This is a genomic window from Bacillus sp. FSL R12-0074, from assembly GCF_038005725.1.
Classification (GTDB): Bacteria; Bacillota; Bacilli; order Bacillales; family Bacillaceae_G; genus Bacillus_A; species Bacillus_A mycoides.
Genome location: NZ_JBBOTR010000001.1, coordinates 1,390,435 through 1,411,684, shown reverse-complemented (window position 1 = coordinate 1,411,684; position 21,250 = coordinate 1,390,435). Strand labels below are relative to the sequence as shown.

Here is a 21,250-nt window from a genome sequence, read left to right as displayed (position 1 = left end):
CATTCATATATGCAAAATGAAGAAGGGTGGGATAATATAACGGTTATTATAAATGACGAACTACTATTTCGTTTCCCACGAAAACTTGAATATGCAAACCGAATTCCGTTAGAAAAAGAACTGTGCACAATTCTTTCTCATTCATTACAAGAAATCGAGATTCCTAAGTATCATTTATTGTATAAGAATGATTGTAATACTGTTCCATTTTGCAGCTATTACCCTCTCATTCATGGTGAACCATTAACAACTGAACTAGTTGCAAAGCTAGAGAAAAAAGAACTTGAAGTAATTATTACACAATTAGCCACTTTCCTTGCGGCTTTACATAGTATTCCTTTAAAACGTACTGAAACGCTAGGGTTCCCTATCGAAAAAACACTTACCTACTGGAAAGAACTACAAACAAAATTAAATCAATATTTTACTAACAATCTTACTTCATTACAGAAATCAGCCTTAAATCGTTTATTCGAAAATTTCTTTACCTGTATAGCTAAATCTACCTTTCAAAATACAATCATCCATGCTGACTTTACACATCACCACATTTTATTTAACAACTTGAACAAAACCATTTCAGGTGTTATCGATTTTGGAGATGCTTAAATTGGCGATCCCGCTTTTGATTTTGCTGGGCTATATTATGATTTCGGTCGTGAGTTTACTACATCTGTATATGAACAATACAGTGCACTTATTTCTCACCGCGATCCATTATTCATTCACCGCATCACTACCTTTTATCAATACAGCCCTTTACTACATAACCTTATTTATAACATTGAAACAAACAACGAAATAATATTAAAGAAGAATGAAGAACAGCTTAAAGCAATACTACAGGGACGAGATTAAATTCTCTCCCTATACTCTCTCTCCTCATACATCATTAACTTTTTATCCATTTCAACAATAACTTTATACAATTGAAACGCCTGTAAAATTTGCAGTTGAATTCCAAAAGGAGCATTCTGTTCTTTTAACCATTGAAATACTTTCATTTCATCTTTCATTGATTATTCCTCCCTTTATTAATCTGCTACAAATATACGGTAAATGATGAAAAGCTTTTCATGTCAATAACAAAAAAGGATGCAAATTTGCATCCTTTAATGTACTATATTTTTCTTCTGCTTCGCTTCTTTCTTTACTTCTTCCCTTTGGCATTCACTACGAAACGCACAACTCATACACTCAGAACGAAAATGACGCTCTGTATAGTGCTCAGGTTGCTGCAACATTTCTTTCATTCTAAATAAATCATCCATTCCAGTTATAATATCTTCCTGCTTTGGAATGTACTCATACTTAGTTCCTTCTATTAAATTAATAACTTCAATTTTCCCTGGAAGAATACCGAAAGCTTTATAACTGAATACTGTCATTAGCTTCTGACAAAGAGCAAGCATTTCCTCATCCGCATCGATAACATACTTTTTAATTACAAACGATTCAGCACTCCACTCACCAACTTCAAATGTCAATGACATGTGGACACCTAACTCTTCCATATATGTTTGAAACTTCTCATATAAAAATAACGGCGGTGCCTGACTATCATCCCTTTCAACAAACTGTAATAAGTGATCAGTTAGCTTTGCTAAAACAATATAGTACTCCGCCTTTGAAGCAAACATATTAATCCTTACTTTTTTCCAATACTTTTCTATTAATATTAAAAGTACAATTTTCGTTTGTTGGCCCGCAGGTAGCGTGTAATATTCATTAATAATTTGATTCACAATCATTTGCGCTATTTGTTGCCATTCAAATGAAGAAGGTTCTCTTCTTTTTATATGACGGAAATAAAATTTATGCGGACAACGCATAAAATCATACAAATGGTAATCTGTCATCGTTTTGATTGAGATTTTCTCATGCAATTGCTCTTCATCTCCCTTCTGCCATTAAGAAAGGTGTTTTACGAATTCAGCTCCAAACTGTAAACATTTTTCTACATCTTCATCTTCTGGCGTTAATTCTACTTTCAATCCTTCTAACACAACTGCTGCCCCGCGCTCCTGCAGCTTTTCTATTAAAATATCAACCGCTACCCCGTATTTCGGATAAGCCGAATCACAAGAACCGAATGCAGCTGCTTTTTTACCAGTTAAGTTAATTGAATCCATTGCATCATAAAAATCTAAAAAATCATCAGGAAGATCACCATCTCCCCAAGTATAAGCACCTAAAATAATCCCGTCATATTGCTCTAATATAGAAGCTTCTGGTGTATCCATAATATCAATTACTTCAATCTCATTTTCTGTTTCACGAATCGCACCCGCAATATGGTCAGCCATTTCCTCTGTATTTCCACTCATACTTGCAAAAATCATTACTAACTTACTCAACTGAACCTCTCCTTTTACCTTGTATCTCTTTTTCTGTTTGAAGTGTACTCTTCTCACCTACATATTCAGAACGAATTACATTTCGTTGCCATTCAATATGCTTATCAACATCTTTATTTTTTAATTCCCTTCGTAAAAGGTGAAATGTTTTTCTCATTAAGGTTCCTCATCTATTTCATTGATAATAATTATCAATTCAATTATACCATTAGATTAATTGAAATTGATTATCAAAGTCAATAACTATTTTTTTTAAAATAGTTAAAATGTACAAGCTTGTCCGTTAGCTATTCATATACTATAAATGAGCATAGTTCTTTCTCAGCCCTCTCTGACGGAAGAAATAAAAGCAACTGCAATAGAGTGCAGTTGCCTTTTTTTATGCTTTATCAGTTTCTAGTAGTCGTATAATTGTCTCTAAAAATAGTTCCACTCCATTAATTAAAGCCGATTCATCCACATCAAATTTCGGATGATGATGTGGATAACAAGTATCAATATTTTTATTCCCTGTTCCTAATTTAATGAAACAACCAGGTGCTTTTCTTAAATACGCTGAAAAATCTTCTCCTCCCATAGAAGGCTCAAGATGCACAATACGCTGATTTCCGAACAATTTTATCGCACTTTTTTCTACTATTTTCGTAATGTACTCATTATTAACAACTGGATCATATCCGTAACGATACGTATATGTATAATCTCCCCCATGTGCTTCTGTAATTCCTTTTACAATTTGCTCAATTTTCTCTTTTGCTTCCTCTCTTAATGTTTGATTAAAAGATCGAACAGTTCCCATTAAAGCTGCTGCACTAGGAATGATATTATCGGCCATCCCCCCATGAAATTGTGTAACTGACACTACTCTATGCATAAAAGCACTTGTATTTCTTGATACGATATGTTGTAAATTTGTAATAATTTGTGCTCCGATAGCAATAGGATCTATCGTTTCTTCTGGTCGTGCCGCGTGACCACCCTTTCCTAAAATTTCAATTGTAAATACGTCTGGTGCTGCCATCATAGGGCCATATACAATTCCTATCTTTCCACTTTCTAATCCAGACATAACGTGCAAACCTACTACATAATCGACGCCGTCCATAACACCGGCCTCCACCATTTCTTGTCCACCACCGGGATACACTTCCTCTGCGTGCTGAAAGAACAGACGGATTTCGCCTGCAAAATCTTCCTTCATATTTGCTATCGTCTCTGCTGCACTTAATAAAATAGCTGCGTGAGCATCATGCCCGCATGCATGCATTATTCCTTTATGCACAGACGTATAAGGTTTCCTTGTCTCCTCTTGGATTGGTAAAGCATCTATATCAGCTCGAATCGCAACTACTTTCCCTTGTTGCCTTCCTCTTTTAATTGCTAGTACACTGTACTTAGTCGGTCTTGTTACTTCAAAAGAAGAAAATGAGCATAATGTTTCATATATAAATTGCGAAGTTTCTTTTTCATGAAACGATAATTCCGGATACTTATGGAAATGCCGTCTCCATTTAATGATATTTTCCTCTGAAATAAAACTCCTCCACTCTCTTTTCATAATAATTACCTCCTTTTAATAGGCTCTATACCTTGAAAATGTACTAAGTACCCAGTGATTATTAACCCACTCCAATTCAGGAATAACAAAACAAACATTATATTTTCCCGCCTTCTCACAATCCACTTTTATACATTCACACAATCCACTTCCTATTTACATGTCAAACCCATTACAAATTCATGCTGAATGTAATATAATTGCTAAGTTAGGGATTTTCTTTTTTAGTATTTAGTGCTAATATCAGAAAAGAGCCTTTTGACTTATTTTTACCTAAAATGTGGGATTTTGTTTTTTTCACAATAATGTAGGACATGATACCTACAAAGAGCTATTATTTCATTAAGCGAGGGAAAGACATGGAAAGATTAAAAGAGATATGGTCTCAACCACTCACACAATGGGTTGCAAAGACGGTTTATTACCTTGCAATTTTATTTGCATTACTTTGGTTGTATGGATTCCATGATACAAACACAAGTACATTTATTTACAATGAATTCTAGGGTGGGAACGTTATGAAGTTATTAGAACAAATTGAAAAGTGGGCTGTAGAAACGCCTGATCAAACCGCTTTTGTTTGGCGAGATGCGAAAATTACGTACAAACAATTAAAGGAAGATTCTGATGCGTTAGCACATTGGATTTCTTCTGAGTATCCAGATGATCGTTCACCAATTATGGTTTATGGCCATATGCAACCTGAAATGATTATTAACTTTTTAGGTTGTGTAAAAGCTGGACATGCTTACATTCCTGTAGATTTATCTATCCCAGCTGATCGCGTACAACGTATCGCTGAAAATTCTGATGCGAAATTACTTTTATCAGGAACTGAAGTAACTGTAACTGATTTACCAGTTCGTATCGTAAGTGAAGACAACTTAAAAGATATTTTCTTTACTCATAAAGGGAACATTCCAAATCCTGAACATGCGGTAAAAGGTGATGAGAACTTCTACATTATTTACACATCAGGAAGTACAGGTAATCCGAAAGGGGTTCAGATTACTTATAACTGTCTTGTTAGCTTTACAAAATGGGCTGTAGAAGATTTCAACTTACAAACAGGGCAAGTATTCTTAAACCAAGCACCTTTCTCATTCGATTTATCTGTAATGGATATTTACCCATCATTAGTAACAGGTGGTACACTTTGGGCAATCGATAAAGATATGATTGCACGTCCAAAAGACTTGTTTGCTTCTTTAGAGCAATCGGATATACAAGTATGGACTTCGACACCATCTTTCGCAGAAATGTGTTTAATGGAAGCCTCTTTCTCTGAAAGTATGCTACCAAACATGAAAACATTCTTATTCTGCGGTGAAGTGTTGCCAAATGAAGTAGCTAGAAAATTAATTGAGCGTTTCCCGAAAGCAGCAATTATGAATACGTACGGTCCAACAGAAGCTACTGTTGCTGTAACAGGCATTCACGTTACAGAAGAAGTGCTTGATCAATACAAATCACTTCCAGTTGGCTACTGTAAATCAGACTGTCGCCTTCTTATTATGAAAGAAGATGGTACAATTGCACCTGACGGTGAAAAAGGTGAAATCGTAATTGTCGGTCCAAGCGTAAGCGTTGGCTATTTAGGAAGCCCTGAATTAACAGAAAAAGTATTTACCATGATTGATGGTGAGCGTGCCTATAAAACAGGTGATGCTGGCTATGTAGAAAATGGTCTTCTATTCTATAATGGTCGTCTTGATTTCCAAATTAAGCTTCATGGTTATCGAATGGAATTAGAAGAAATCGAACATCATCTTCGCGCGTGTTCTTACGTAGAAGGTGCAGTTGTTGTTCCAATTAAAAAAGGTGAAAAATATGATTACTTATTAGCGGTTGTTGTTCCTGGAGAGCATTCGTTTGAAAAAGAATTCAAATTAACATCTGCAATCAAAAAAGAACTCAATGAGCGATTACCAAATTACATGATTCCACGTAAATTCATGTATCAATCTTCTATTCCAATGACACCAAATGGAAAGGTAGATCGCAAAAAATTATTGAGTGAGGTTACAGCATGACCGCATATGGATCATTTTATTTTTTCGCTATAGTAGGCATTTTATTAATACCTACTATCATAGCTGGATTAAAAGGTAAAATGTTGCGTAAATATAATGCCGTTTTAACATTAGTAATGCTCGTTATTATCTTCTCTGATAAACCGAAGCAAGCAATCATGTTAGCCGCATTTATTATTTGGCAATATACCCTTATTAAAGGCTATTTAATGTTAAGAAAACAAAATAATAGTACATTTAGGTTTTATATGGCTGTTATTTTGTCGATTTTACCGCTTGTTTTAGCAAAAATTGCACCGTTTGTACCTGAGCTAAAGTTTGTTGTATTTTTAGGAATGTCCTATGTAACATTTAGAGCAGTACAAATGGTATTTGAAGTTCGTGATAACTTAATTAAAGAACTTTCCTTCTTTAATTTCTGGGAATTCGTTTTATTCTTCCCAGCTATCTCAACGGGACCTATCGATCGTTACCGCAGATTCCAAAAAGATATTCAAAAGCCACCTAGTGCAGAAGAATATCAAAATTTACTATATACAGGGCTAAACCGTATTTTCCAAGGTTTCTTGTATAAATTTATTATTGCTTACTTAATAAAGCAATATTTTATGGATCCGGCATTCGCTCAGCAAGATACAATCCTATCAAATATGATTTACATGTATAGCTATAGCTTATATTTATTCTTTGACTTTGCTGGTTATAGCTCATTTGTAATTGGTGTAAGTTATATGATGGGAATTAAAACTCCAGAAAACTTTAATAAACCATTCATTAGTCGTAACATTAAAGACTTCTGGAACCGCTGGCATATGAGTTTATCATTCTGGTTCCGTGACTTTATTTACATGCGTTTCGTCTTTTTCGCAACGAAGAAAAAGTTAATTAAAAACCGTTACACAATTTCGTATATCGGTGCATTTTTAAACTTTTTCATCATGGGAATATGGCATATTACTGGTGAGCATGTGTATCAATACATTATTTATGGTCTTTATCACGCTGCCTTGTTTATCTTATTCGATATTTTCGAACGAAAAAACAAGAAGCATAAGTTTTGGCCAAACAATAAATTTACACACGTCCTTGCGATTGTAATTACGTTCCACGTTGTATGTTTCGGTTTCCTGATCTTCTCTGGACACCTTAACAGATACTTTTAATGCACCCTTCTTATACTATTAAGAAGTTGCACATATAATATATTTCGGATATAAAGGAGATTTTAAAAATGGCAGAATTCAAAGAGCAAGTATTAGATATTTTAGAAGAAGTATGTGAAAACGATATTGTGAAAGAAAACTTAGATGTTCAATTATTTGAAGAAGGTATTCTTGATTCTTTCGCTGTAGTATCTTTATTAGTAGAATTCCAAGAGCGTTTAGAGATTGAAGTTTCTATTTCTGATTTTGACCGCGATGAGTGGGCTACACCAAATATGGTTATTAAAAAGTTAGAAGAAATCCGATGAACAAAGTGAAATTTGGTCCGATGCTTTTAGCATTGGCCCTTTTTGCTGTATTCTTACTTATTCCTACGCGCTTCCTACTCCCACTTTTAAGTGATGAGAAAGTAGAACAAGCTGCGACTTCTTTAAAAGAAGAAAAGATTCAAAGTATGATTTTACAGCAAAAGATGTTAGCAGACCCGAAATATCTTCCGATGTACGGTTCATCGGAATTCGCACGTATGGATGCTTTCCATCCATCGAATTATTTCAAAGTAAAGCCTGAAGGATTCACACCATTCCTACTTGGGCGCGGTGGAACACAAGACCTTGTACATGTATTAAACTTCACATCTACAATGGATCAATTGAAAGATAAGAAAATGATATTCGTTCTTTCTCCGCAATGGTTTGTACCACAAGGTATTGATGAGACACACTTTGCACCTAACTTTTCAAAACAACAAGGTTACCACTTCATTTTCAACGATGATTTAAAACCTGAAATGAAAAAACAAATTGCAAAACGCTTATTAAACTTTGAGATTGTTAAAAAAGAAACTTTATTAAAAATTTCGCTTGAAGGTATCGCCTACGATGATACAAAGTATAAAGTAAAAGCACTTGCTGCTAAACCTTTCGCTTATATTTATCGTAACATTCTAGATCGTAAAGATTTATTTACAGTTATGTTTAATATTAAGCCGCATAAAGAACAGCTTGATCCATCATTGAAACAAATGAACTGGGAAGAAGCTCGTAAGCATGCTGATCAAACAGGTGCAGTAGAATCAAGCTCTAACGAATATGGCATCGAAGATGATTACTTCAATAGCAAAATTAAGAAGAAATTAAAACAACGTGAAGGTTACTTAAAAAATGATGCTTATGACCAATCACCAGAATATGAAGATTTACAAATTGTACTTGATTTATTAAAACAATCTGGCGCAAAACCGCTCTTCATTTCTGTTCCTGTAAAAGGTCCTTGGTATGATTACGCTGGCTTCCCGAAAGAAAAACGCGAATTATACTACAATAAAGTTCATGAGCAAATTAAGCAAGCTGGCTATCCAATTGCTGATTTCTCAAATCATGAATATGATAAGTACTTCTTAAAAGATCATATGCACTTAGGTTGGAAAGGCTGGGTTTACATCGACGAAGCTATCCAACAATTTTATAAAGCAAACTAACGAAAAGACCGCTTGAATTATTCAAGTGGTCTTTTTTTATATACATCTTGTAATTGTTCAATTACGTTCTCTGCTTCTTTCATGACACGTTTCACTACGTGCTGAGCTGATTCCGTTCGTGCTAATGATGATGCTTGTCCCGCCCAAAGCGACATATACTCTTCCTTATTTTGCTTCGCTGCTTCTTGACGTATTTTTGAAGTTAATACGTTTTGCACTGGATACATCGGTAAATTCTCTTCTCTTCCTTCATGTTTCTCTATAAATTCATTACGAATACCCCGTGCATATTTCCCGGAAAACGCACGGGTTACCGTTGTACTCGTATCTGTACTATGTAAAATCGCCTCTTTATACACGTCATGCGTAATACTTTCTTCACTCGTTAAAAAGGCTGATCCCATTTGAACAGCTTCTGCCCCTAACGCAAATGCCGCAACAAGCCCTTGCCCATTCATTACACCACCTGCTGCAACAATCGGGATATGAGGTACTTCCGCTACTAATTGCGGGATTAATGCAAATGTACCAATCATCGCATCTTGTTCTTTCCCAATAAACGTTCCTCTATGCCCTCCTGCCTCGCTACCTTGCCCGACAATAATATCTACGCCTAACTTAGCAAGTGCTTTCGCTTCCGCTACATGGGTAGCTGTTCCGATAACTTTTATCCCTTCCTTTTTCAAATCATCTATTTCTTCTTTTTCTAACGTTTGAAATGCAAAACTAACGACTGGTACCTTTTCCTCTAATAATACTTGTAATTGTTCTTTATAGCTTTTTGGAAGTTTTAAAGTCTTTTCTTCCTCTATACCTAATTCTCTATTCACTCCACTAAGTAATACTTTCGCCTCGTTTACCTTCTCTTCTTCTATCTGTATCTCTTTCGTTAAAAGTAAATTAACACCAAAAGGCTTATTTGTTAGTTCCCTTATTTTATAAATCGCTTCACGGATTTGTTCTGGGCTCATATACCCTGCTCCAAGCGTACCTAATCCTCCGCTATTACTCACAGCTGCAACAAGTTCTGACGTTGTAATCGCTCCTGCCATACCTGCTTGAATGATCGGATACTTAATTTGTAATATATCTATTACTCGACTTGTAAACATCATTTTCCCTCCTACTTTCCCTATACCTTCTTTATATGACATGCTTTCCCCTTCTTTTACAAGGATTGAACTTTCGCTCAAGCGAATATATTGAAAGAGAAGGAGGCTAAGAACAATGATTTATCCAAATGCTTTGCAAAAAGGTGATACAGTAATGGTTATTGCACCGTCTGGCCCACCAACACTTGAGAATATATTAAAAGGGGTGAACGTATTACAAGAGATGGGATTATCCGTAATAATTGGAAAGAGTGTTTATGAAAAATATGGATATTTAGCTGGAAGTGATCAAGTTCGTCTTGATGATATACATGAAGCATTTACAAATACTGAGGTCAAAGCAGTCTTTTGTGCACGAGGTGGTTACGGCAGCGCTCGTCTCCTCCCTTACATTCAATATGAAATCATTCAACGGAATCCAAAGATTTTTTGGGGATATAGCGATATTACCGCTTTACATACTGCCTTTTCACGTTATGCGGAGCTGGTTACTTTTCATGGTCCAATGATTGAAGAATTAGGAAAAGGTATAGATTCTCTCTCTTTATCTTCTTTCAATCAACTATTCCATCCGTATTCATCTATCTTATATGCATCAGAATGTATCGTACCTACCTCTCCATGTACAGTTACAGGCACATTAGTTGGAGGGAATTTAACTGTGTTAACAAGTATAATTGGCTCGCCCTATGAGATAAATACGTCAAATAAACTTTTATTGCTTGAAGATATTGGTGAAGAACCGTACCGCATTGACCGGATGTTAAATCAACTACTTTTATCTGGACAGTTTAATGAATGCAGCGGCGTTATTTTTACAAGTTGTCACGACTGCAACCCTTCTAAGCCATCTCAATCATTGCAAACAATATTATATGAATATTTCACGCCATATAATATACCTGTTTTATTCGGTTTACCGATTGGACATATAAGTCCAAATATCGGTATTCCCCTCGGAGCTACAGCAACAATAAATACAACTAACAAAACTGTTTCTATTTCTTCTGGTATAGCCACTCCATGTTCAAATTAAAAAGGAAAAGCTGCTAAGCTTTTCCTTTTACTTATAATAATTAAAGATTCGTCCTGATGCTATCTCTGCAATTTCTTCTGGAATAAATGTTTTACTCATATCTGTTCCAACATTTAATACAGCTGTCGCATCTTTCTCGATGCTACCCAATAATTCTTTTCCACGTATCGTAATAAGGGGTGTACCTTCTGGCAACACATCTTTTACAAATTTCAATTGTGTAAAGAACGGAACGATCCATCTACCCTCTCCTTGGAAATGACGCAAACGAAGTGTTCCTTCCGTTGCCCCGTCTTCTGCTTCAAGTGAACCAGCAACATAAAACTCCGTTGTTAAGAGCAATTCATAAAATTCCTTTTGCTTTTGTTTATCATCTCCTGCTAAAACGAGTACTTCTTCTATTTTCTTTACTGGAATTTGCTCCATATGATGCCACCCCTATTTTCAAAATGATTATACTTAGATTATACGAAATATTCTTATTTTTTTCTACATAATTCCACAATTATTTTCTTAAAATAATTTCAAAACACCTTCAGTCGTAACGATTTTGGCAAATTCATCATGTAAGTTTACAAGTGTCATATTGTGAATGTCCTCTGCACTATACTCTGTCCCGTTCAGACCTTTACGATTGAATGTAGCCGTCGCATCGCTCACTAAATACGTTGTAAGCCCTAAATTACCTGCCATCCGTGTTGTAGTCTCCACACAATGATTTGTTGTTAATCCTACAATCACTACCGTATTACAATTTTGTTCTCTTAATTGTTCTTCCAAATTTGTCCCAATGAACGCGCTATTAACGGATTTCTGGATAATTATTTCATCTGGCATTGGTTGCACTTCTTCTTTAAAGTTTACCGTTTCCGCATGTTGATAAAACATCGATTGAACATTTTCTTTATTTACATGTTGAATATGAAAAACTGGTAGTTTTCTTTTTCTCCATTCTTCTAACAAACTTTTCATATTTTCTTCCGCCAAAAGGTTATTCCTCACGCCCCAGTATGGTAAGTTGAATGCTTCCTGTACATCAATGATTATAAGTGCTGCTTGATTAAGCATAATATCCTCCTAATTAATTGGGCTGTAATTGAAACAGAAAACCAAGTTGCTGCGAAGCAGTAATAAAACAAATATAGGCACAAAGCTCTACAATTTCTTTTTCAGTCCAATATTGTTTTAATATATGAAACATATTATCATCTATCGCCTTTTGGTCATGAACAAATGCATGCGCAAAAGTAACGGCTACGCTAATTTCTTCTATTTTTTGTATATCATCCGGCTTTCCCTTTGCCATACAGTACGGACATTCATTCCCAAACGCTAATGTTCTTCTTACTTGCTCCTTTAACTCTACGGAAAGGGCCCCTGTACTATACAGTGTATTCTCTAACGTACTCCACGAATTTAATATATCTGGATTATGACCTAATAATTTTTGAAACTTTGTATCTCCTACATTTGATAATGTAATTCTCTCCATCATTTCCCCTCCTATTTCCTTCTTTTTTATTGTAAAATAAATAAAGTTCACTTTACATTTCATATGAATCTTAATTTTAAATTTTTCTTTACAAAAATTATCATTTTACTGGAGGTATATTTACAAATGCAATTAGACCGTGTTGATCGAAAAATTTTAAATGAATTATATAATGATAGCCGCCTTTCGATGCGTGAATTAGCAAAACGAGTAAACTTATCGGCTCCGTCTACTACAGAACGTGTACGTAAACTTGAAAGTGAGGGGATTATTCAAAAATACACAATCGATATCAATTATAAAAAAGCAGGACTTGTTTTAGATTGTATTTTAGAAATCACTTTAAAAAATGGTGATACAACACGTATGCAACAGTTTATTCAGTCTTATTCATCTGCAAGTTTTTGTTACCGAGTAACAGGAAGCTTATGCTACATTGTAAAAATCTCTGTTCCTTCACTCGTTGAACTTGAAGAATTTATCAATGATGTTTCTTCATATGCAACGACAGTTTCTCATATCGTATTATCAGAAGTAGCTCTTACTCCGGACATTGAACATATATTCCCAGAAGTTTAATTCATCTTTATTCACAAAAAGAGTAAAAACCCCTTACATTAAGAATAAAAATGATATATCATGTATTAAAATACATAAAGTTCGAGAAAGGGGCTTTACATTGAAAATCTGGTTTTATGAAAAAACGGCACAATTAGATGACTTGCTTGGTATTTGGGACAATGTTCCGACCATCCCTCGAATTGGTGAAAAAGTTGAACTTCTAAAAACCGTTCGGATCGTTACAGATATTAAATATGTAAAGAACGGTAATAATTTTCGTGTAGAGATTATTACAAATTAAAAAGTAGCTCTTTAGGAGCTACTTTTTAATTATCTATTATGCGCTTTCTTTATAACAATTTTATCTTCTTCTACAGAAACTGTTACATAATCATTTTCTTCTAACCGAAGCTTATTTACAGCTTCATCAGGTAATTCTACAGCCATCAATCTATCTGTTACTATCACTTGGCTATATATTTCATTTTCTTCTGATGTATTCACTACTTTTTCTTCATTTATGAAACGAATCGGTGGCACACCAACTTCTTTTACTGTACGCCATTGGTTCCAAGTAAAAGGAATGAACCATAATAAACCGATAATCACAAGACCAATGCCGATCCATAAATTACTTTGTGCTTGTAATTCAGTAATCGAGATTGCGTCACTTCCATCTCCACCTACAAATTGCATACTCATTGCAATCAAATTATTTAGAGCATGCACAGCAATATTCGTCCATATATTTTTTGTCTTTATGTATAGAAGGCACATAATAACACCGAACATGAAAGCACCGATAACATCAAAATGTCCTAGTCCAAAAATAAGAGAGGATATAATAACCGCTCGTTTAATCCCCCATTTGTAAGCCATTCGCTGCAAGAAAAAACCTCTAAAAATAACCTCTTCCATTATTGGGGCTAATACACATGCTGAAATGAAAGTAAATATCGTCATGTATATGCTACTCGTATTAATTACATTTCCATCTTCTAACATGGTAACTAAGAAATTAGGTAAAGTATGTGCTAAAATATAAAATTGAATTTGGGATATACCGACTGCAAAAATCATTCCCATGATCGTTGCTAATACAATTAACCCCCAATGTAAACGTCCGGGCTTATCAAAAAAACTTTTAAAAACAACATTATTTTTACTTGTTTTTAAATATAGCCACAATAGTGGAAATGCAAAAAATATTGATATTTGTGACAGCAACTCTATCGTATTGTCAGAAGCACCTGATAAACTTAATGGAATCATCGTCAGGAACATCCCTATAATCATCCATCCAAAAAAACTACGTAGCCTTATACGTGAAAATGCATGTTGCATATTGAACACCTCCAGAGATGATATAAAGTGAAACTTTAATCAGTATTTTATGGGTAGCCCTTCTCCACAAATGGCCGGATAACTAAATTATAATATGAATATAGTTGAAAATCTTCCTATTTTTCTCACTTTATTCCGAATAATATACGTATTAAATTACATAATAACAATCCTATTTGATATACCATATCAATGTTCTTCAACTTAGTTACAATTATGTTCCTAAGTAAATATGTATCTGCCACACTTAAAAGCTACATAAATCAAAAAAGCTGGTTAATAAAAATCCCCGTTAACACGGGGATTTTTCTACTATAATACGTCACGTTTTTGGAATAATACACTTGATGCTACAAGTAATACAGCAAAATATGCAACCACAAGTAATAATGAAGTTGTAAACGTAAATTCTGTAAATGGTGGTTCCATTCCACCGCTTACTAATTTATTACTGTCGTAAACACTTAAATTTAAATGGAAAAACACCACAAATTTCGCTACACCTTTTGCAAACATCATTAGTACCATATTAATTGGTCCTTGTAAGAAAAATAGGAACATCGTAATAATTAATGGTAATACAGAATTTCTAAATACATTAGCTAAGCAAAATGAAAGAGTTGCAAAGAAGAACGGTGAAAGTACTTGATATAAAATGGACTTCATTACGATTCCTAACGTTACTCCTGTTTTACTACCGTCCATTACAATCCCGCCAATAATCATTGCGATTAACGTGCTAGCAAATATGATAAATAATATAGTAAGTAACACTGTAATATATTTAGAGAACAAAACTGTAATTCGTTTTCTCGGACGGATTAATAACTGCTTAATTGTACCTTTTTGGAACTCATCAGTAATTGTACGAGACGCAATCGTAATTCCAAAAATTGTTGCAAATAAGGTAATTAAACCAATCTCTGAACTTACAAAATCTAAATATGATCCTTTAAACTCATTTCCTCCTCCCCATTTCAGCATCGCTAAAACTCCCAAAATCTCCAATGCTGCAATTACACCTATTAAAATGTACATACCTTTTTTCGCATGTAACTTTAAAAATTCATTTTGAATTAATTTAAACATTACGCTTTCACTCCCCCTGTAATCGCTAAGAACTCATCCTCTAACGTTTTATTTTGAACAGTAACACCGTATACGAGTACATCAGCATTCACTAACTGTTTTACAATTTGCGGAATCTCTTCTTTCATTACAGATGCCACAGCTACATTTCCTTGTACTTTACCTTTAATAATTTCGTTCGCTTTTTGAACTTGATCTACTTCAAATGCAACTACAACTGTTTCATCATGCTTCGCTTGTTCATGTAAGTTATACTCTTGTACAAACTCACCTCGCTTTATAATAACTACGCGATCACACATTAATTCAATTTCACTTAATAAATGACTTGATACAATGACTGCAATATTTTCTTCTTTCGCTAATCGTTGTAAATAATCACGAATTTGGCGAATACCAGCTGGATCTAATCCATTTGTCGGTTCATCTAAAATTAAGATTTTCGGCTGATGAAGTAACGCCTGCGCAATTCCTAAACGCTGTTTCATACCAAGTGAGTATGTTTTCACCTTTTTATGAATCGCATGCTCTAATTCAACAAGCTTTACAATTTCAGCGATGCGCTCTTTACTAATTGGGGTAATCGCCATGTTCGCAAAATGCTTTAAATTTTGCATTCCAGTCATATAATCATATAGCTCGGGATTTTCTACAATCGCTCCAATTTGCTCTAGCGCCTTTTCACGCTCTGTGCGAATACTATGACCACAAATTGTAATATCGCCTTCTGTCATCGAAATAAGACCTGTCATCATACGAATTGTCGTCGTCTTACCGCTACCGTTCGGTCCAAGGAATCCGTATACCTCTCCTTCACGAACCTCAAATGATAAGCCCCGAATAATTTCTGTTCTACCGATTTTTTTTCGGACATTTTCTAATTTCACTACTACATTTCCCAATGATGATTCCTCCTTTAAACTTCTAGTTTTTTGTCGATGATGCGCCCTGTTATATAAACAAGTAGGATAAATATTCCTATAGAAAAACTAAGGCTATATAAATTCATAAGCTTTTCCGGGAATAACATTATATCTCCATCTGACGATTCATCTATATAAATTAAATTTCTTATTAAGGGCACTATAGGAGCAAGCCCACCCAACATTTCATATATAACGCTCATCACTTTTGTTACTAATAAAAACAACAAAAATATAATCGTATATTCTAGCTTCTTCTTTTTCAAAGAAAAAACTTTAACGCTAGCTACTGCAAAAAGTAATACAAGCAATATGCTAGATAATTTAAATACATATAACATAGTACTAAAGAGGTGCTTTAATGGATTGAATACACTTTGGGTAAATAACACTTCATAGAGCTCTGTACCCTTTATTATTTTCATAGAAATACTATATAAAAAAATAGAACCTATTACTTCAAAAATAAGTAAACTAATTGCAGTATATAACAATATTGCTAAAACAATCTTTTTACCTGATGTCGGTGTTAACCGAAATAATGTACTTTCAGTCATTTTTCCAAATGCAGATATCGCCTGAATAAATATCAATGCTATAAAAATTATATATACTAAGATGACTAAGGAAACTATAATTATTTGCCTTACCTCTCCTGATTCTTGCTTAATATAATTTCCCAAGCTTACGAAAGCGACAGCTACAACGAATATAAATGATAATAATGAAATAATAATTTGCTTTTTATTCACATTGTACATATATATTAAGCTCGACTTCACCTACTAAACACCTCCTTAAACACATCTGTGACAGCTTTCCCTCTCTGAAAACGTAACTCTTCTACATTTTCATACAATACAATTTCCCCATCTTTTAAAAAGATTACTTCATCAAAAATATTTTCAACTTCATTTATTAAGTGAGTCGAGATTAGTATCGTACAATCTTCTCTATAAAATTGTAGAATGAGGTTCAATACGTGTTCTCTAGAAACAAGATCAATTCCGCCAAGCGGTTCATCTAGTACGTATAACTTCGCTTTCCTCGAAAATGTTAAAATAATTTGTAGCTTTTCAACCATACCTTTTGATAAAGCTGTAATTTTTTCTTCTAACGGTATTTTAAATTCCGCAATCGTGTCTACCGCTTTTTGAATGTCGAAGTCTTTATAAAAATCTCGATAGAAAAATAAAGAATCTTTTACCGTCATCCAATCATCAAAGACTGGCTTATCAGACATAAATGAAACGATTTCTTTCGTCTCTAACCCTACTTTTTTACCGTTAATTACTATGCTGCCTTCAGAAAGGTGTTGTAGGCCTGCAATCATTTTTAATAACGTCGTTTTCCCGCTTCCGTTATCTCCAACAAGCCCAACGATTTTTCCTTCTGTAATCTCTATGTTTAACTCACGGATCACTGCTTTTAATCCGTACCGCTTCCATAGATTTTCTATTTTTAATAACTCTGTCATTCGCTCTCCTCCCTTTTCTCATGTAATGAAGAACGAAGGATTGTAAGAATTTCTTCTTCTGAAAAACCTAAATTGTCCATTCCATCTATAAAAGAATGAAGTAATTCTTTCGCCATATCTTTTCGCAGCTCCATAATTTTCTCCCCTTCATTCGTTACATATCGCCCCATTCCTCTACGTGTTACAACAACTCCATCCCTCTCTAACTCTTGAAATGTACGTTGAATCGTATTTGGATTTACTTGTAATTCACTCGCTAATTCACGTACGGAGGGAATTTTATCGCCAGGCAATAAATGACCCGTTACAATTTCTTTCTTTATGTATTCCATTACCTGAATGTAAATTGGTGTATTTGGAGAAAACTCGATTTTCATTTCTCCCCTCCTGTCTTAGTGTGTTAGTTAAATAGTACACTAAGACAAATTATATGTAAATACTTACAATAAAAAATGTAATAAAAAGGCAGTGTAACTTTTCGTTACACTGCCTTCCTGTAATAACATACAGGTAAATCTATTCTAATTATAGTTTCAATCGTTTGAATTCACATATAACCTTATACAAAATTTATTTTACTTTTACTTGAGTTAGCACAGATTTAAACGTATTAATAACTGTATCTACTTCTTCATAACTAATTGTAAGGGATGGTTCAATACGAATAGTTTTTGAATTAATTAATGTTCCCGCAACAAGAATTCCTTGATCAAACATCGCCTTTGACACTTCATAACCAATCTCGTCTTTATGGAATTCAATCCCAATCATTAAACCTTGACCACGAATTTCAAAGATTTTATCTTCGTGTCCTTCTGCTGCTTGTTTCAATCCTTTTAAGAAATACTCCCCAACTTCCATCGCTCGTTCCGGTAATTTCTCTTCCAATAAAACATGGATTGTTGCAATTGCAGCAGCACATGCAAGTGGATTTCCTCCAAATGTTGTTGTGTGCATAAATGGATTTTCAAACCAACTTTTGAATACTGTTTCTTTCGCAACAATAGCTCCCGCTGGCATTACACCTCCACCAAACGCCTTCGCAAGACAAATAATATCCGGCACGACATCATATAATTCTGCAGCAAACATTTTTCCTGTACGTCCCATTCCAGTTTGTACTTCATCAAAGATAAGGAGTGATCCAAACTCATCACAAAGCTCTCGTACTTGTTTCAAATAATTTTCTGGAGGTAAAATAATACCGCCCTCTCCTTGAATTGGTTCTAAAATAACTGCTGCAACATCTTCTCCCACTAATGCACATGTCTCAAATGTTTTTCTCATCATATCAATATCGCCAAACGGAACATGACGGAAACCCGGAATTAATGGTAAAAATGGCTTACGGAACATTCCTTTTGCCGTCCCAGATAAAGCACCAAGGCTCTTACCATGGAAAGCACGCGTTGTAGCAATGAACGTTGTTCGTTCACTATACATTTTTGCTAGTTTTAGTGCTGCCTCCACACTTTCTGTACCACTGTTTGTAAAGAAGGCGTATTTCAAATCACCAGGTGTAATATCCGCTAAAATCTTTGCAAGCATTGCTCGAAGTGGATCCAGTAAATCCTGACTGTGCAATGCTTGACGTTTTAATTGATCTGTCACAGCTTTTACCACTTTCGGATTACGGTGACCAACATTATAAATTCCAAATCCACCTAAACAGTCAATATATCTTTTACCGTTAATATCCATGAAACAAGATCCTTCATCTGACCACTCTACTGCTGCAAATTGTCCATCTTTTGTTACTGTTTTTCTATAAGCAAGAAAACCAGGGTTTACATGCTCTCTAAATCCGTCTACTGTTTCTTTTTGAATCCAGTTTGCCTCTTCTTCAGTAACCTTTTCTTTTTCAATTAACTGTAGTACTTTCGTAATATACTCATTTACATTCGATTCTTTCTCATTCAATTTATTTTTCACGTTCGTTTCCATCTAATTCACTCCTACATTTTTTTTATTTGTAAACCAACCTATTGGTTCTACTTCTAGATTTATATTAATCTGCTTAATTTCTTGAAATTCTTCTAACCCAAACGTTCCTAGACTACGACCTATACCACTTTGCTTATATCCGCCCCAAGGTGCCTCATTGTATGTTGGATGATAACTATTAATCCACGTAATTCCTGCGCGAAGTTTGCGAATCACACGCATTGCTTTTGCACCATCGACTGTAAATACTCCTCCAGCCAAACCATAGTCTGTACCGTTTGCCAACTCAATTGCTTCCTGTTCGTCTTTAAACTTTTGAATTACTACAACAGGACCGAAGATTTCTTCCTGGACAATGCGCATATCAGGTTTTACATTGACAAAGACTGTTGGTTCAATAAAGAAACCATCACCTTTTCCATCCTCCATTATTCGTCTACCTCCGCAAGCAACGTTTGCACCTTCGTCTTTCCCAATTTCAATATAGCGTAATACTTTTTCCATATGTTCTTGACTTACAAGTGGCCCCATTTCTGATTCTGGATTATCACCAGGTCCAACGTTAATTTGCTGTGCTCGCTCTACAAAACTATTAACAAATTTATCATAAATCTTTTCTTCTACAAGGATTCTTGATCCTGCTGAACATACTTGTCCGCTACCTGCATAAATACCGAATAGAGCATAATCAATAGCGGTCCCAAAATCTGCATCTGCAAAAATAATATTTGGAGATTTCCCTCCAAGTTCTAACGAAATCTTTTTCATATTATCTGCCGCTGTTCTCATAATGTGCTTACCTGTTTTTGTTCCACCTGTAAAGGAAATCATGTCCACTTTATTACTCGCTGCAATTTCATTTCCTACTATTGGACCGGCCCCCATTACCATATTGGCAACACCTTTTGGTAGCCCTACTTTTTCAAGGATTTCGAATAGCTTTGTTGCAGTGATTGGTGTCACTTCAGAAGGTTTAAACACAATTGTATTTCCAGCCGCTAAAGCAGGTGCAATTTTCCATACACTCATCAATAGCGGATAATTCCATGGAACAATTAATCCACAAACACCAACTGGCTCTCTTACAACCATCGCTTGCATCGGATCGGCTACATGATATGTTTGACCATCTGGCTTTGTAATCAATCCGGCATAATAGCGAAAACAAGCCGCTGCATCTCCAATATCTCCTTCTGCCTCACGGTATGTTTTTCCATTATCCATTGTTTCAAGGTATACTAATTCTTCCATATTTTTATCAATTTCATCTGCTATTTTAAATAAATATGATGCCCTTTCAGCAGTGGATGTTGCTGACCAAATTCCGCTATCGAAAGCCGTTCTTGCCACTTCTATCGCGTATTTTGCATCCTCAATCGTTCCCTCAGGTGCATATGCTATACCCTTGCCATTCGCAGGGTTAATAATCGTTCTTTTCTCTTGATTACTAGACTCTCTCCATTCACCGTTTACATACATTTTTAAATCTAGCACTATATTGAATCCCCCTTCATCGATCGTTTATATATTTATAAGCAATTTTCATGCCAATATTTAAAATCCAAAGGAATCATACATAAAGTGAAACTTTAATTAGCCCTCACCAATCGGGCGTTTACGGACAGCAGGGCTTCCACCTAACTTCTTTGCTCCAACTGGATTTTGAGGTGGGAGTTTTACT

25 protein-coding genes and 1 pseudogene are annotated in these 21,250 nt (G+C 34.9%); 9 read left to right on the top strand and 17 right to left on the bottom strand.

Annotated features, from left to right (window positions below):
- Window positions 1–9: 9 nt before the first annotated feature.
- A pseudogene (locus NSS97_RS07325) lies at window positions 10–858 on the top strand (aminoglycoside phosphotransferase family protein).
- Here the strand turns inward: NSS97_RS07325 and NSS97_RS07320 are convergent.
- The 5 genes from NSS97_RS07320 to NSS97_RS07300 form a co-directional block, all read right to left on the bottom strand.
- The gene (locus tag NSS97_RS07320) at window positions 855–1,016 is read right to left on the bottom strand and encodes a hypothetical protein (RefSeq protein ID WP_000651005.1); all 162 of its coding nucleotides are present in this window, start codon (window positions 1,014–1,016) and stop codon (window positions 855–857) included. The pseudogene NSS97_RS07325 and the gene NSS97_RS07320 sit on opposite strands and share 4 nt — an antisense overlap.
- A gap of 96 nt (window positions 1,017–1,112) precedes the next feature.
- Entirely contained in the window at window positions 1,113–1,886 is a 774-nt protein-coding gene (locus NSS97_RS07315; RefSeq protein WP_012260605.1) for a hypothetical protein, read from the bottom strand.
- A gap of 24 nt (window positions 1,887–1,910) precedes the next feature.
- On the bottom strand, window positions 1,911–2,357 hold the full coding sequence (locus NSS97_RS07310; protein ID WP_002086759.1) for a flavodoxin: 447 nt from the start codon (window positions 2,355–2,357) through the stop codon (window positions 1,911–1,913).
- Window positions 2,350–2,514, bottom strand: a complete 165-nt coding sequence (locus NSS97_RS07305; RefSeq protein WP_002086761.1) for a hypothetical protein — start codon at window positions 2,512–2,514, stop codon at window positions 2,350–2,352. The genes NSS97_RS07310 and NSS97_RS07305 overlap by 8 nt, the downstream gene beginning before the upstream one ends.
- A 222-nt stretch (window positions 2,515–2,736) precedes the next feature.
- Window positions 2,737–3,915, bottom strand: a complete 1,179-nt coding sequence (locus tag NSS97_RS07300; protein ID WP_107886968.1) for an amidohydrolase — start codon at window positions 3,913–3,915, stop codon at window positions 2,737–2,739.
- A gap of 359 nt (window positions 3,916–4,274) precedes the next feature.
- Here NSS97_RS07300 and NSS97_RS07295 point away from each other — a divergent pair, with 359 nt between their 5' ends.
- The 5 genes from NSS97_RS07295 (at window position 4,275) to dltD (ending at window position 8,591) form a co-directional block, all read left to right on the top strand.
- The gene (locus NSS97_RS07295; RefSeq protein WP_002011626.1) at window positions 4,275–4,421 is read left to right on the top strand and encodes a teichoic acid D-Ala incorporation-associated protein DltX; all 147 of its coding nucleotides are present in this window, start codon (window positions 4,275–4,277) and stop codon (window positions 4,419–4,421) included.
- Window positions 4,422–4,433: 12 nt separating this feature from the next.
- On the top strand, window positions 4,434–5,948 hold the full coding sequence (dltA, locus tag NSS97_RS07290; protein WP_044437919.1) for a D-alanine--poly(phosphoribitol) ligase subunit DltA: 1,515 nt from the start codon (window positions 4,434–4,436) through the stop codon (window positions 5,946–5,948).
- A complete protein-coding gene (gene dltB, locus NSS97_RS07285) occupies window positions 5,945–7,111 on the top strand; it encodes a D-alanyl-lipoteichoic acid biosynthesis protein DltB (RefSeq protein WP_044437917.1) in 1,167 nt (388 codons plus the stop codon). The genes dltA and dltB overlap by 4 nt, the downstream gene beginning before the upstream one ends.
- 68 nt (window positions 7,112–7,179) lie before the next feature.
- Window positions 7,180–7,419, top strand: a complete 240-nt coding sequence (gene dltC / locus NSS97_RS07280; RefSeq protein ID WP_002011622.1) for a D-alanine--poly(phosphoribitol) ligase subunit DltC — start codon at window positions 7,180–7,182, stop codon at window positions 7,417–7,419.
- Window positions 7,416–8,591 (top strand): D-alanyl-lipoteichoic acid biosynthesis protein DltD, encoded by a 1,176-nt coding sequence (gene dltD, locus NSS97_RS07275; RefSeq protein WP_002126231.1) that lies wholly within the window; start codon window positions 7,416–7,418, stop codon window positions 8,589–8,591. Before dltC ends, dltD begins: the two co-directional genes overlap by 4 nt.
- A 17-nt stretch (window positions 8,592–8,608) precedes the next feature.
- Here dltD and NSS97_RS07270 read toward each other — a convergent pair whose 3' ends face one another.
- Window positions 8,609–9,745, bottom strand: coding sequence for an NAD(P)H-dependent flavin oxidoreductase (locus tag NSS97_RS07270; protein WP_002140949.1), 1,137 nt, complete (start codon window positions 9,743–9,745; stop codon window positions 8,609–8,611).
- 73 nt (window positions 9,746–9,818) lie between these two features.
- Between NSS97_RS07270 and NSS97_RS07265 the strand changes: the two genes are divergently transcribed.
- Window positions 9,819–10,739 carry a S66 peptidase family protein gene (locus NSS97_RS07265; RefSeq protein ID WP_002011617.1) on the top strand — a complete coding sequence of 307 codons (921 nt, stop codon included), beginning with the start codon at window positions 9,819–9,821 and terminating at the stop codon, window positions 10,737–10,739.
- Between the two features lie 27 nt (window positions 10,740–10,766).
- Here NSS97_RS07265 and NSS97_RS07260 read toward each other — a convergent pair whose 3' ends face one another.
- The 3 genes from NSS97_RS07260 to NSS97_RS07250 all read right to left on the bottom strand — a co-directional run bounded on the left by NSS97_RS07260 (window position 10,767) and on the right by NSS97_RS07250 (window position 12,234).
- Window positions 10,767–11,165, bottom strand: a complete 399-nt coding sequence (locus tag NSS97_RS07260) for an SseB family protein (RefSeq protein WP_002011614.1) — start codon at window positions 11,163–11,165, stop codon at window positions 10,767–10,769.
- An 87-nt stretch (window positions 11,166–11,252) separates the two neighbouring features.
- Window positions 11,253–11,807, bottom strand: coding sequence for a cysteine hydrolase family protein (locus NSS97_RS07255; RefSeq protein WP_341112055.1), 555 nt, complete (start codon window positions 11,805–11,807; stop codon window positions 11,253–11,255).
- A gap of 13 nt (window positions 11,808–11,820) precedes the next feature.
- Window positions 11,821–12,234: a carboxymuconolactone decarboxylase family protein gene (locus NSS97_RS07250; RefSeq protein ID WP_170935223.1), complete on the bottom strand. Its 414-nt coding sequence runs from the start codon at window positions 12,232–12,234 to the stop codon at window positions 11,821–11,823.
- 123 nt (window positions 12,235–12,357) lie between these two features.
- On the opposite strand from NSS97_RS07250, the gene NSS97_RS07245 reads away from it, so the two are divergent.
- Together NSS97_RS07245 and NSS97_RS07240 are read left to right on the top strand one after the other, a co-directional pair.
- Window positions 12,358–12,810 (top strand): Lrp/AsnC family transcriptional regulator, encoded by a 453-nt coding sequence (locus NSS97_RS07245; RefSeq protein ID WP_341112053.1) that lies wholly within the window; start codon window positions 12,358–12,360, stop codon window positions 12,808–12,810.
- Between the two features lie 100 nt (window positions 12,811–12,910).
- Window positions 12,911–13,093 carry a DUF3913 family protein gene (locus NSS97_RS07240; protein ID WP_000707108.1) on the top strand — a complete coding sequence of 61 codons (183 nt, stop codon included), beginning with the start codon at window positions 12,911–12,913 and terminating at the stop codon, window positions 13,091–13,093.
- Between the two features lie 29 nt (window positions 13,094–13,122).
- Here the strand turns inward: NSS97_RS07240 and NSS97_RS07235 are convergent, their stop codons facing one another.
- The 8 genes from NSS97_RS07235 to NSS97_RS07200 form a co-directional block, all read right to left on the bottom strand.
- Window positions 13,123–14,136, bottom strand: a complete 1,014-nt coding sequence (locus NSS97_RS07235) for a CPBP family glutamic-type intramembrane protease (protein WP_107886969.1) — start codon at window positions 14,134–14,136, stop codon at window positions 13,123–13,125.
- Window positions 14,137–14,448: 312 nt separating this feature from the next.
- Window positions 14,449–15,225, bottom strand: coding sequence for an ABC transporter permease (locus NSS97_RS07230; protein WP_044437913.1), 777 nt, complete (start codon window positions 15,223–15,225; stop codon window positions 14,449–14,451).
- Entirely contained in the window at window positions 15,225–16,127 is a 903-nt protein-coding gene (locus NSS97_RS07225) for an ATP-binding cassette domain-containing protein (protein ID WP_107886970.1), read from the bottom strand. The genes NSS97_RS07230 and NSS97_RS07225 overlap by 1 nt, the downstream gene beginning before the upstream one ends.
- Before the next feature lie 14 nt (window positions 16,128–16,141).
- On the bottom strand, window positions 16,142–16,930 hold the full coding sequence (locus NSS97_RS07220) for a hypothetical protein (RefSeq protein ID WP_044437911.1): 789 nt from the start codon (window positions 16,928–16,930) through the stop codon (window positions 16,142–16,144).
- Window positions 16,927–17,625, bottom strand: coding sequence for an ABC transporter ATP-binding protein (locus NSS97_RS07215; RefSeq protein ID WP_044437909.1), 699 nt, complete (start codon window positions 17,623–17,625; stop codon window positions 16,927–16,929). Before NSS97_RS07215 ends, NSS97_RS07220 begins: the two co-directional genes overlap by 4 nt.
- On the bottom strand, window positions 17,622–18,002 hold the full coding sequence (locus tag NSS97_RS07210; RefSeq protein WP_002030586.1) for a GntR family transcriptional regulator: 381 nt from the start codon (window positions 18,000–18,002) through the stop codon (window positions 17,622–17,624). The genes NSS97_RS07215 and NSS97_RS07210 overlap by 4 nt, the downstream gene beginning before the upstream one ends.
- A 193-nt stretch (window positions 18,003–18,195) precedes the next feature.
- Window positions 18,196–19,569 (bottom strand): putrescine aminotransferase, encoded by a 1,374-nt coding sequence (locus NSS97_RS07205; protein ID WP_078175602.1) that lies wholly within the window; start codon window positions 19,567–19,569, stop codon window positions 18,196–18,198.
- Window positions 19,570–21,063: an aldehyde dehydrogenase family protein gene (locus NSS97_RS07200; protein ID WP_044437906.1), complete on the bottom strand. Its 1,494-nt coding sequence runs from the start codon at window positions 21,061–21,063 to the stop codon at window positions 19,570–19,572.
- Window positions 21,064–21,250 lie beyond the last annotated feature (187 nt).

What these genes read in the sequence shown, in the direction of transcription:
- NSS97_RS07255 (WP_341112055.1), bottom strand. Translation starts at nt 11,807, where the DNA reads ATGCTTAATCAAGCAGCACTTATAATCATTGATGTACAGGAAGCATTC.
- NSS97_RS07205 (WP_078175602.1), bottom strand. Translation starts at nt 19,569, where the DNA reads ATGGAAACGAACGTGAAAAATAAATTGAATGAGAAAGAATCGAATGTA.
- NSS97_RS07265 (WP_002011617.1), top strand. Translation starts at nt 9,819, where the DNA reads ATGATTTATCCAAATGCTTTGCAAAAAGGTGATACAGTAATGGTTATT.
- NSS97_RS07305 (WP_002086761.1), bottom strand. Translation starts at nt 2,514, where the DNA reads ATGAGAAAAACATTTCACCTTTTACGAAGGGAATTAAAAAATAAAGAT.
- NSS97_RS07210 (WP_002030586.1), bottom strand. Translation starts at nt 18,002, where the DNA reads ATGAAAATCGAGTTTTCTCCAAATACACCAATTTACATTCAGGTAATG.
- NSS97_RS07320 (WP_000651005.1), bottom strand. Translation starts at nt 1,016, where the DNA reads ATGAAAGATGAAATGAAAGTATTTCAATGGTTAAAAGAACAGAATGCT.
- dltA (WP_044437919.1), top strand. Translation starts at nt 4,434, where the DNA reads ATGAAGTTATTAGAACAAATTGAAAAGTGGGCTGTAGAAACGCCTGAT.
- dltD (WP_002126231.1), top strand. Translation starts at nt 7,416, where the DNA reads ATGAACAAAGTGAAATTTGGTCCGATGCTTTTAGCATTGGCCCTTTTT.
- NSS97_RS07230 (WP_044437913.1), bottom strand. Translation starts at nt 15,225, where the DNA reads ATGTTTAAATTAATTCAAAATGAATTTTTAAAGTTACATGCGAAAAAA.
- NSS97_RS07295 (WP_002011626.1), top strand. Translation starts at nt 4,275, where the DNA reads ATGGAAAGATTAAAAGAGATATGGTCTCAACCACTCACACAATGGGTT.
- NSS97_RS07235 (WP_107886969.1), bottom strand. Translation starts at nt 14,136, where the DNA reads ATGCAACATGCATTTTCACGTATAAGGCTACGTAGTTTTTTTGGATGG.
- NSS97_RS07215 (WP_044437909.1), bottom strand. Translation starts at nt 17,625, where the DNA reads ATGACAGAGTTATTAAAAATAGAAAATCTATGGAAGCGGTACGGATTA.
- NSS97_RS07260 (WP_002011614.1), bottom strand. Translation starts at nt 11,165, where the DNA reads ATGGAGCAAATTCCAGTAAAGAAAATAGAAGAAGTACTCGTTTTAGCA.
- dltB (WP_044437917.1), top strand. Translation starts at nt 5,945, where the DNA reads ATGACCGCATATGGATCATTTTATTTTTTCGCTATAGTAGGCATTTTA.
- dltC (WP_002011622.1), top strand. Translation starts at nt 7,180, where the DNA reads ATGGCAGAATTCAAAGAGCAAGTATTAGATATTTTAGAAGAAGTATGT.
- NSS97_RS07250 (WP_170935223.1), bottom strand. Translation starts at nt 12,234, where the DNA reads ATGATGGAGAGAATTACATTATCAAATGTAGGAGATACAAAGTTTCAA.
- NSS97_RS07300 (WP_107886968.1), bottom strand. Translation starts at nt 3,915, where the DNA reads ATGAAAAGAGAGTGGAGGAGTTTTATTTCAGAGGAAAATATCATTAAA.
- NSS97_RS07245 (WP_341112053.1), top strand. Translation starts at nt 12,358, where the DNA reads ATGCAATTAGACCGTGTTGATCGAAAAATTTTAAATGAATTATATAAT.
- NSS97_RS07270 (WP_002140949.1), bottom strand. Translation starts at nt 9,745, where the DNA reads ATGTCATATAAAGAAGGTATAGGGAAAGTAGGAGGGAAAATGATGTTT.